Source organism: Mycobacterium sp. (genome assembly GCF_052145595.1).
In the GTDB taxonomy this organism is placed as follows: domain Bacteria; phylum Actinomycetota; class Actinomycetes; order Mycobacteriales; family Mycobacteriaceae; genus Mycobacterium.
The window spans coordinates 1-8,239 of the sequence record NZ_JBKQOI010000326.1 but is presented as its reverse complement, the minus strand read 5'-3'; the positions used below and the strand labels follow the sequence as shown (position 1 = coordinate 8,239).

At 67.1% G+C, this 8,239-nt stretch carries 7 protein-coding genes and 3 pseudogenes; 5 read left to right on the top strand and 5 right to left on the bottom strand.

All coding sequences use genetic code 11. The features are described from left to right. Positions 1-214 precede the first annotated feature (214 nt). Positions 215-1,810 (bottom strand): annotated as a pseudogene (locus ACLP4W_RS27340) (PE family protein). 284 nt (positions 1,811-2,094) lie between these two features. On the opposite strand from ACLP4W_RS27340, the gene ACLP4W_RS27335 reads away from it, so the two are divergent. Then, positions 2,095-2,559, top strand: a complete 465-nt coding sequence (locus tag ACLP4W_RS27335) for a hypothetical protein (protein WP_442390500.1) — start codon at positions 2,095-2,097, stop codon at positions 2,557-2,559. A 125-nt stretch (positions 2,560-2,684) separates the two neighbouring features. Further along, the gene (locus ACLP4W_RS27330; protein ID WP_442390499.1) at positions 2,685-3,815 is read left to right on the top strand and encodes a nitronate monooxygenase; all 1,131 of its coding nucleotides are present in this window, start codon (positions 2,685-2,687) and stop codon (positions 3,813-3,815) included. Between the two features lie 6 nt (positions 3,816-3,821). Here ACLP4W_RS27330 and ACLP4W_RS27325 read toward each other — a convergent pair whose 3' ends face one another. The 3 genes from ACLP4W_RS27325 to ACLP4W_RS27315 all read right to left on the bottom strand — a co-directional run bounded on the left by ACLP4W_RS27325 (position 3,822) and on the right by ACLP4W_RS27315 (position 4,836). Then, positions 3,822-4,058 (bottom strand): Rv1893 family protein, encoded by a 237-nt coding sequence (locus tag ACLP4W_RS27325; RefSeq protein ID WP_442390498.1) that lies wholly within the window; start codon positions 4,056-4,058, stop codon positions 3,822-3,824. 69 nt (positions 4,059-4,127) lie between these two features. Next, positions 4,128-4,418 carry a hypothetical protein gene (locus ACLP4W_RS27320; RefSeq protein ID WP_442390497.1) on the bottom strand — a complete coding sequence of 97 codons (291 nt, stop codon included), beginning with the start codon at positions 4,416-4,418 and terminating at the stop codon, positions 4,128-4,130. A 10-nt stretch (positions 4,419-4,428) separates the two neighbouring features. After that, positions 4,429-4,836, bottom strand: coding sequence for a hypothetical protein (locus tag ACLP4W_RS27315; protein ID WP_442390496.1), 408 nt, complete (start codon positions 4,834-4,836; stop codon positions 4,429-4,431). A 302-nt stretch (positions 4,837-5,138) separates the two neighbouring features. On the opposite strand from ACLP4W_RS27315, the gene ACLP4W_RS27310 reads away from it, so the two are divergent. From ACLP4W_RS27310 to ACLP4W_RS27300, 3 genes and pseudogenes are all read left to right on the top strand, one after another. After that, a complete protein-coding gene (locus ACLP4W_RS27310) occupies positions 5,139-6,422 on the top strand; it encodes a cytochrome P450 (RefSeq protein ID WP_442390495.1) in 1,284 nt (427 codons plus the stop codon). A gap of 9 nt (positions 6,423-6,431) precedes the next feature. After that, positions 6,432-7,445 (top strand): alcohol dehydrogenase, encoded by a 1,014-nt coding sequence (locus ACLP4W_RS27305; RefSeq protein WP_442390494.1) that lies wholly within the window; start codon positions 6,432-6,434, stop codon positions 7,443-7,445. Between the two features lie 13 nt (positions 7,446-7,458). Further along, a pseudogene (locus tag ACLP4W_RS27300) lies at positions 7,459-7,632 on the top strand (YceI family protein); the annotation flags it as partial. 86 nt (positions 7,633-7,718) lie between these two features. Here ACLP4W_RS27300 and ACLP4W_RS27295 read toward each other — a convergent pair. Further along, positions 7,719-8,162 (bottom strand): annotated as a pseudogene (locus tag ACLP4W_RS27295) (diguanylate cyclase domain-containing protein); the annotation flags it as partial. Positions 8,163-8,239: the final 77 nt, after the last annotated feature.

Genomic DNA, 8,239 nt, shown 5'->3' with positions numbered 1-8,239 from the left:
ACGTCACTCTCGAACCCGCCGCGTAGCCCCGAAATACACAACGCCGCAACATCACCCGGCCCGCAAGCTTCGCCGGGTCTGTCGCCTGCCCTACTCACCCTGGGTATTTTCCGGTCAGGCAATACGGTCCCCACCCCGAAACCACTGAAACAAAAGTGACAGAAGTGGTTTCAACCTGCCGCAGTGACCGACCCCGCTGGGCGGCGGACCCGAGCTATGAAGATCCGTTCTTCCCCGGGATGCCGCCAAACGAGCCGGGTTGGCCGCCGGTGCCGCCCGTCCCGCCGTTGACGCCGTTGCCGCCGTTGCCGCCGTTGCCGCCGTTGCCGCCGTTGCCGACTATCGACCCGATGAAGGTGCCGTCGAATACTCCACTGGCGTCACCGCCATTGCCGCCATTGGCGGGCCCGACGCCGCCGCCGGCGTCGCCGCCGTTGCCGCCCCCGCCGAGGAACCCGCCGCCGCCCCCGCCAGCGCCGCCATTGCCGCCGGTACCGGTGGGAGCGGCGCCGCCGTGCCCGCCGTTACCACCCAGGCCGACCTGAAGCCCGGCGCCCCCGCCACCGGCGCCGCCGGCCCCACCATTGCCCTGGGCGGAGGCGCCACCGTCCCCGCCCGCACCGCCGGCGCCCACGCCGACGACCGCGGCGCCCGTGCCGCCAGCCCCACCGGTGCCGCCGGTGCCGCTGGCGGCACCGCCAACCCCACCGTGGCCACCGTGGGCCAAGCCCCACCCGGCGAGGTCGGGCGCACCGGCGATGCCGCCGGCACCGCCGGCCCCGGCGACTCCAGTGGTAGCGGCGCCTCCGGCGCCGCCGGCGCCGCCCTGGACCAAGTCAACTGCGACGAGGCCTGAGGCTGCGGTGGCACCACCGGCGCCGCCGCCGCCACCGGTACCGCCGATGCCGCTGGCGGCCCCGCCAGCGCCACCGCGCCGCCGGAGGCCAAGTCGACCCCGAAGAGGCTGCGGGCGACGCTTTCGCCGCCGACCCCGCCGACCCCGCCGGTTCCGGTCGTGGCGCCGCCGCCGGTACCGCCGGCACCGCCCAAGCCAAAGAAGAGGCCGTCGGCGTTGCCGCCGGCACCGCCGGCACCGCCGGTTCCACTCGTAGCGTCGCCGCCGGCCCCGCCGACCCCGCCGAAGGCCGTGAGTAGGCCGCCGGCGCCGCCTGCCCCGCCGTTACCGGCGCCGGCGGCAGCCGCACCCTGCCCGCCAGCGCCACCCAAGCCGAACACCAGCGCGTTGCCGCCGGCCCCGCCGGCGCCACCGCCGGTCCCACCGGCTCCGCCGCTACCTCCTCTGCCGAACAATCCCGCTACACCGCCGGCCCCGCCGGTTCCCCCTGCGGCGCCCGACCCGCCGGTTGCCGCCGTTGCCGAAAATCCACCCGCCGGCCCCACCGGGTTGCCCGGTACCCGCGGCCCCATCCGCGCCGTTGCCGAACAACGGACGCCCCGTCAAGTCCTTGACCGGCGAAAACACCGCGAGGCTCTGCAGGTCTTGCTCCAGGGTCTGCAGCGGCGACACGCTGGCCGCCTCGGTGGCCGCGTACGCGCCACCAGCGCCGCTCAGCGCCTGCACGAACTGGTCGTGAAAGGCCGTCGCCTGAGCGCTCAGCGCCTGATACTCCTGGGCGTGGTTGGAAAACAGTGATGCGATCGCAGCCGACACCTCACCACCAGCAGCGGCCAGCAGCCCGGTGGTCGGGGCGGCCGCCGCCGCGTTGACCGCGCTCAGCGATGAACCGATACCCGCCACATTCTCTGCCGCCGTCCCCACTACGTCCGGCACTGCAACCACAAACGACATCCGACAACCTCCACTCACTCGACCGACGGGCCATTGTCGCGCAGTCAGCGACTAGTGGATCGTATGGAATCCCGACGATGAATTCGACGTGTCTACAACGATTGGCAGCATTTTCCCCTGACGCTGGGCGGTTCGGTTCCGGCGATTTTTGCGCATTCGGTGGAGACGAGACCACCGCTCTTTGGGACTTACGGCCGTGCTGCGAAACAATGTGTCGATCCGCAGTCGCGGTGGCTGATCGAGCCGCGCGGTAGCGCCCGGGTGAACCGGAGGTGATGAGTGTCGTGGCCCCGTTACTCACGGCCTGTAGTGGCTTTCTGCTCGCCGTCTTGTGGATGGACCTGATTTTCGACGTCCAGGTGTTCCGGCACCGGGGTTCGGACGAGGATCTGCCCGAGCCGGTGCTTGCCTCCATCGCGGGCTACTACCACCGCGCAACCACCACATCGCGGCCGATGAGCCGGCTGATCGTTCTCGTCATGGCGATCTTGTTGGGCGCGCTCGTGTTTCAGGCCGCACGGAGTCGAGACCCCGGGTGGCTGCTGGTGATTTCGGCTGGGCTCGCGGGTTTTCCGACGATGCTGGCATTGACGCACACGGTGCCCAACGCGATTCGGTTCGGGCACCGGGCGGACCCTCCCCCCGAACAGACCCGCCTGGCACGATCCATCTACCGGGATCACCTCATCTGCGCCGGCTGCATGATCGCGTTCCTGGTCTTGTGGGTGGTGCATGCCACCTCACTTTGAGGCAATCTGACACATCGTAGTCTCGATGCGCTGGTCAGGGGCGGCTGGCCACGTCAACGAGGTCCGTACTAAACTAGAACACGTTCCAGTTCTTTTAGCATCGGTCAAGCTTTCCAGGAGTAGGCATGCACACCGCGATTTGCGACGAGCTCGGTATCGAGTTCCCGATCTTCGCCTTCACCCACTGCCGCGATGTCGTGGTCGCTGTCAGCAAGGCCGGCGGTTTCGGCGTGCTGGGCGCCGTGGGCTTCACCCCGGAGCAGCTGGAAATCGAGCTCAATTGGATCGACGAGAACATCGGCGACCACCCCTATGGGGTCGACATCGTGATCCCGAACAAGTACGAGGGCATGGACTCCCACCTCTCCGCGGAGGAGCTGGCCGAGACGCTGCGCAAGATGGTGCCGCAGGAGCATCTGGACTTTGCAAAGAAGATCCTTGCGGATCACGGTGTCCCCGTGGAAAACGCCGATGAGGACACCCTGCAGTTGCTGGGCTGGACGGAAGCGACGGCCACCCCGCAGGTTGAAATGGCGCTGAAACACCCGAAGGTGCGGATGATCGCCAACGCGCTCGGCACTCCTCCGGCCGACATGATCAAGCACATCCACGAATCCGGTCGCAAGGTGGCCGCGTTGTGCGGCTCACCGTCACAGGCCCGCAAGCACGCTGACGCGGGCGTGGACATCATCATCGCCCAGGGCGGCGAGGCCGGTGGGCACTGCGGCGAGGTGGGCTCAATTGTGTTGTGGCCGCAGGTGATCAAGGAGGTCGCCCCGGTGCCCGTGCTGGCGGCGGGTGGCATCGGCAGTGGCCAGCAGATCGCGGCGGCGTTGGCGCTGGGTGCCCAGGGGGCGTGGACCGGCTCCCAGTGGCTGATGGTCGAGGAAGCCTCGAACACCCCGGTCCAGCAGGCGGCGTACGCCAAGGCGAGCAGCCGCGACACCGTACGTAGCCGCTCGTTCACCGGTAAGCCGGCCCGGATGCTGCGCAACGACTGGACCGAGGCGTGGGAGCAGCCGGACAACCCGAAGCCGCTGGGCATGCCACTGCAGTACATGGTCTCGGGCATGGCCGTGCGGGCCACGAACAGATACCCGAACGAGACCGTCGACGTCGCCTTCAACCCAGTCGGTCAGGTCGTCGGGCAGTTCACCAAGGTGGAGAAGACGGCCACGGTCATCGAGCGCTGGGTGCAGGAGTACCTCGAGGCGACGACGAGGCTGGACGAACTGAACGCTGCCGCCGCCGTCTGACGGCGACTATTCGTCGTCTTCGACTTCGTCGTCTACTTCGTGCGAGCCGGTGAACACCTCTTTCACCCGGTCGACCGCGTCGGTCGCGATGTCGATGGAACTCTGGACGATGCCGCTGGCGCCGCCCGCGATGTCACCGCGGATGATGTCACTGGCGTGTTCGACGATGTCCGAGGCCTTTTCGACGGCATTGGTTGCGATGTCACGGGCCGCGTCGACTGCGTCTTTGGGATTGAAAGCCATCCGAGTCTCCTTTTGTTGCAGGGCCTTTGGTACGACTCTAGACGCGGCGGGCGCCCGGTTTCCGCGGTGTCAGTAGTTCACCAGGCTGCGCCAGTAGTCTTCGGGTATCTCGGCGCCGGACCGCAATATCCTGGCCAGCCCGACGGCCATCGCGACGCCGAGCAGGCCCAGCCACAGCCCGGCCAGTCCGATGACGCCCCAGAGCACGGCGGTGACCGCCGGCCATGGCGACAGCACTGCCAGCACCGGCGCGAAGAAGAAGCCGGTGCCGATGTACCAGGCCGAGCCGGCTCGATCCGAAGCGAGGACCAGGTGCAGCCACCGTGGTACCGGGTTTCCGGGGGGGTGAGTGTGGTTCATGATCCCCCGGTCAGAAAGCAGGAGGGAAGAATCCGGCCCCGGTGAACCATCCTTCTTGCCACCCTTGAGCTCCCAGACACAACATCGGAAGCCCGCGCTCGGACTGTGCGGCAGATTGCGGGCCCGGGCACGGTGCTCCGGCCTGCTGCACCCCGTACAGCGGGTAGGACATCACCCAGTACCCGATGGTGGCCGGTGGGAACTGGTTGGGCGGCGGGAAATGGCATGCCTCGGCCTGGCCGCTGGGCCCCCGTCCGAAGATGAAGTGCTCGTAGTTGTCGCACGGCGCCCCCAGTGAGGCTTGATAATTCATGTTCGGCACGTCGCCGTCGTAATGGCCAGGGTCGGCCGCGGCGCACGGCGCCACGCCGATCGCCGAACCCGTGATCGCTGCGACGGTGAATAGTTCGCGAATCATGTTCCACCCTTCGCGTCGGTGTCACCTGACCCCCACAGTTACGCGGTGACCTGCACCAAAGCATATCGACTGGGCCGCGGGCCACAAGGTGTTGCTTGTGCCCGTTCGGTTGATCGGTGCAGCCGGTGGGTGCCTTCGCCTCGCGTTTCGGATGCAGACCTGCGGCGAGCCCGGGATTCATCGGCGCTGAACACGTTGCAATTCGGCGTGGCGATCTTGCCGGAGTGCTTCCCAAGCGTGGTGCGGCAATGGTTTATTTGGCACAGGAGACGACTAGAAGACTTCGTATCGAGGAGTAGGCCATGCCAGCCGTCGAGCCAACTGCCAAACCGGTTCCCAATCTGCCGCCCGGCTTCGACTTCACCGACCCGGACATCTATGCGGAGCGGCTTCCGGTGGAAGAACTGGCCGAGATGCGCCGGACCGCACCGATCTGGTGGAACGAGCAACCCATGGGTGCGGGCGGGTTCGACGACGGCGGCTTCTGGGTGGTGTCCAAACACAAGGACGTCAAGGAAATCTCGCTGCGCAGCGACGTCTTCTCCAGCCTGCAGAAGACCGCCCTGCCGCGCTACAAGGACGGCACGGTCGGCGAGCAGGTCGAACGCGGCAAGTTCGTCCTGCTCAACATGGACGCGCCACAGCACACCCGGCTGCGCAAGATCATCTCGCGGGCCTTCACTCCCCGAGCCATCGAGCGCCTGCGCGATGATCTCACCGAACGCGCCCGGCGCATCGTTGGGGTCGCGGCCGCTGAGGGATCGGGCGACTTCGTCGAACAGGTGTCGTGCGAGCTGCCGTTGCAGGCGATCGCCGGCCTGATGGGTGTGCCGCAGGAAGACCGCAAGAAGCTCTTCCACTGGTCCAACGAGATGGTCGGCGACCAGGACCCCGAGTTCGCCAGCAATGACGCCATCACAGCTTCCGTCGAGCTGATCATGTACGGCATGCAGATGGCCGCCGACAGGGCGAAGAATCCGGGGCAAGACCTCGTCACCAAGCTGATCGAGGCCGACATCGACGGTCACAAACTCTCCGACGACGAGTTCGGCTTCTTCGTCATTCTGCTGGCGGTCGCCGGCAACGAGACCACCCGCAACTCGATCACCCAGGGCATGATGGCCTTCACCGACTTCCCCGACCAGTGGGAGCTGTACAAGAGGGAGCGTCCCGCCACCACGGCCGACGAGATCGTTCGGTGGGCCACCCCGGTCACCTCGTTCCAGCGGACGGCTTTGGAGGACTACGAACTGTCCGGCGTGCAGGTCAAGAAGGGACAGCGGGTGGTGATGGCATACCGCTCAGCCAACTTCGACGAGGACGTGTTCGAAGACCCGTTCACCTTCAATATCTTGCGTAATCCCAACCCGCACGTGGGATTCGGCGGCACCGGTGCACATTACTGCGTCGGGGCCAACCTGGCGCGGATGACGATCGACTTGATGTTCAACGCCATCGCCGACAGCATGCCGAACCTGGAACCGCTCGCCAAACCCGAGCGGCTCCGCTCGGGCTGGCTGAACGGGATCAAGCACTGGCAGGTCGACTACGGCAGCGGCACCGCGAAATGCCCTGTGGCGCACTAGACTGCGCCCATGAACTCCCATAAAGCAGTCCAGGTGAAGTCCGCCGGCGCATCGCTGGAACTCGTCGAGGTCGACACGACGGCACCGGTGCGCGGCGAAGTGCGCATTGACGTCGGCGCCTGCGGTATCTGCGGCACCGACGCTCACTTTGTCGGCGGTGCGTTCCCAGGGTTGTCGTGGCCGTTGACACCCGGGCATGAAATCGCCGGAAAGATAGCGGAACTCGGCGACGGCGTTGAGGATTTCGCGGTCGGCGATCGCGTTGCCGTCGGCTGGTTCGGTGGAAACTGCAACCACTGCGATCCGTGCCGCAAGGGGATTTTCATCCACTGCGCGAACGGGAAGGTCCCGGGTTGGCAGTATCCTGGTGGCTATTCCGAATCGGTGACCGCGCCGGCCACCGCTTTGGCCCGGATTCCGTCGGAACTTTCGGACGCGGAAGCCGCCCCGATGGGCTGTGCGGGCGTCACCACCTACAACGCGTTGCGCCACACGAAGGCGTTGCCCGGTGACCGGGTTGCGATACTCGGTGTCGGCGGACTCGGCCACCTCGGGGTGCAGTTCGCGCGCGCAATGGGCTTCGAGACCATCGCGATCAACCGTGGCAGCGCCAAAAAGGACGACGCTCTCAAGCTGGGCGCGCATCACTACATTGACTCGAGCAACAGCGACGTCGCCGAGGCGCTGCAGGCTCTGGGCGGGGCTGCGGTTGTGCTGGCCACCGCAGGCAACTCGGGGGCGATGGCCGCAACGGTCGGCGGCTTACAGCCCCAAGGAGAACTGGTCACCATCGGCGTCACGGCTGACCCGCTGCCGATCAGTCCGCTTCAGCTGATAACGCCCGGGCTCAGCGTTATCGGCCATCCCTCCGGGACCGCCAAGGATGTTGAAGACACAATGCATTTCGCGGTCCTGTCGGGTGTGCGGGCGTGGATCGAGGAGCTGCCGCTTTCGCAAGTTGCCGAGGGCTACGCGGCGTTGGAGCAGGGCCGTGCGCACTACCGCACCGTCTTGACCGTCTGATTGCAGTCTGTCTTTGGCCGACGACTGGAGTTTAGACGCATCAGACGGTGAGCTGTTGATCCGCACCGGCGTCGGCGGCAGGGCGGCGCGGATGGGCCATCGGCTCACCATCGCGCTGAAGCGCTGGAAGGCCACGGTGGGCTGGACCGGCGCCGAACCCGCGACCGCGGAGCTGACCGTCGACGTCAGCCAACCTCCGAAGAACTGGTACCGGTCCCCGCCGGTGGCCTGGGCCGATTGCATGGCGGTCGCCGCATGGTCGGCCAGCTGCTCGGGAGTGATGCACCCCTCGGCGAGTGCGATGCCGATGCTCGCGGTGACCCATCGCTCCTCGCCACCCGATCGCTCCGGCCAGCGAACCGCGGTTCGAAGTCGTTCGGCCAGCTGCGCGGCACCGTCCACCCCTCCGACTCCTTCGGACAGCACGAGAAATCGGTCGGTCGAGAGACGAGTCACCAGGTCCGAGTAGTGGAGGCAACCCACGATGCGCCCGGCGGCGACCCAGCAGATCTCCTGTCGGCCCTGCCACGAACCCGAGCCGTCGGTGAAGGTCAGGGGGTCGGGTGCAAGCGAGAGGACGGCGATGGCCCCGGCGACACCGTCGTTGCGGTCGATGGAGCGCCCCAGTTGTTCGAGGAACACCGCCGGGCTGGTCAAACGGTCGTGGTGCCGGGGCGCCGAGGTCAGGATTCGTGGAGCGGCAAGGACGTCGGCCATGTCCCCTCCATCGGCGTACGGGTCCGGCCCCTTGAGCCGAGACGCCGATCTTCCGGTCGGCCGGCACGAGCCTCCGG

What these genes read in the sequence shown, in the direction of transcription:
- ACLP4W_RS27330 (WP_442390499.1), top strand. Translation starts at nt 2,685, where the DNA reads ATGCACACCGCGATTTGCGACGAGCTCGGTATCGAGTTCCCGATCTTC.
- ACLP4W_RS27325 (WP_442390498.1), bottom strand. Translation starts at nt 4,058, where the DNA reads ATGGCTTTCAATCCCAAAGACGCAGTCGACGCGGCCCGTGACATCGCA.
- ACLP4W_RS27320 (WP_442390497.1), bottom strand. Translation starts at nt 4,418, where the DNA reads ATGAACCACACTCACCCCCCCGGAAACCCGGTACCACGGTGGCTGCAC.
- ACLP4W_RS27315 (WP_442390496.1), bottom strand. Translation starts at nt 4,836, where the DNA reads ATGATTCGCGAACTATTCACCGTCGCAGCGATCACGGGTTCGGCGATC.
- ACLP4W_RS27310 (WP_442390495.1), top strand. Translation starts at nt 5,139, where the DNA reads ATGCCAGCCGTCGAGCCAACTGCCAAACCGGTTCCCAATCTGCCGCCC.
- ACLP4W_RS27305 (WP_442390494.1), top strand. Translation starts at nt 6,432, where the DNA reads ATGAACTCCCATAAAGCAGTCCAGGTGAAGTCCGCCGGCGCATCGCTG.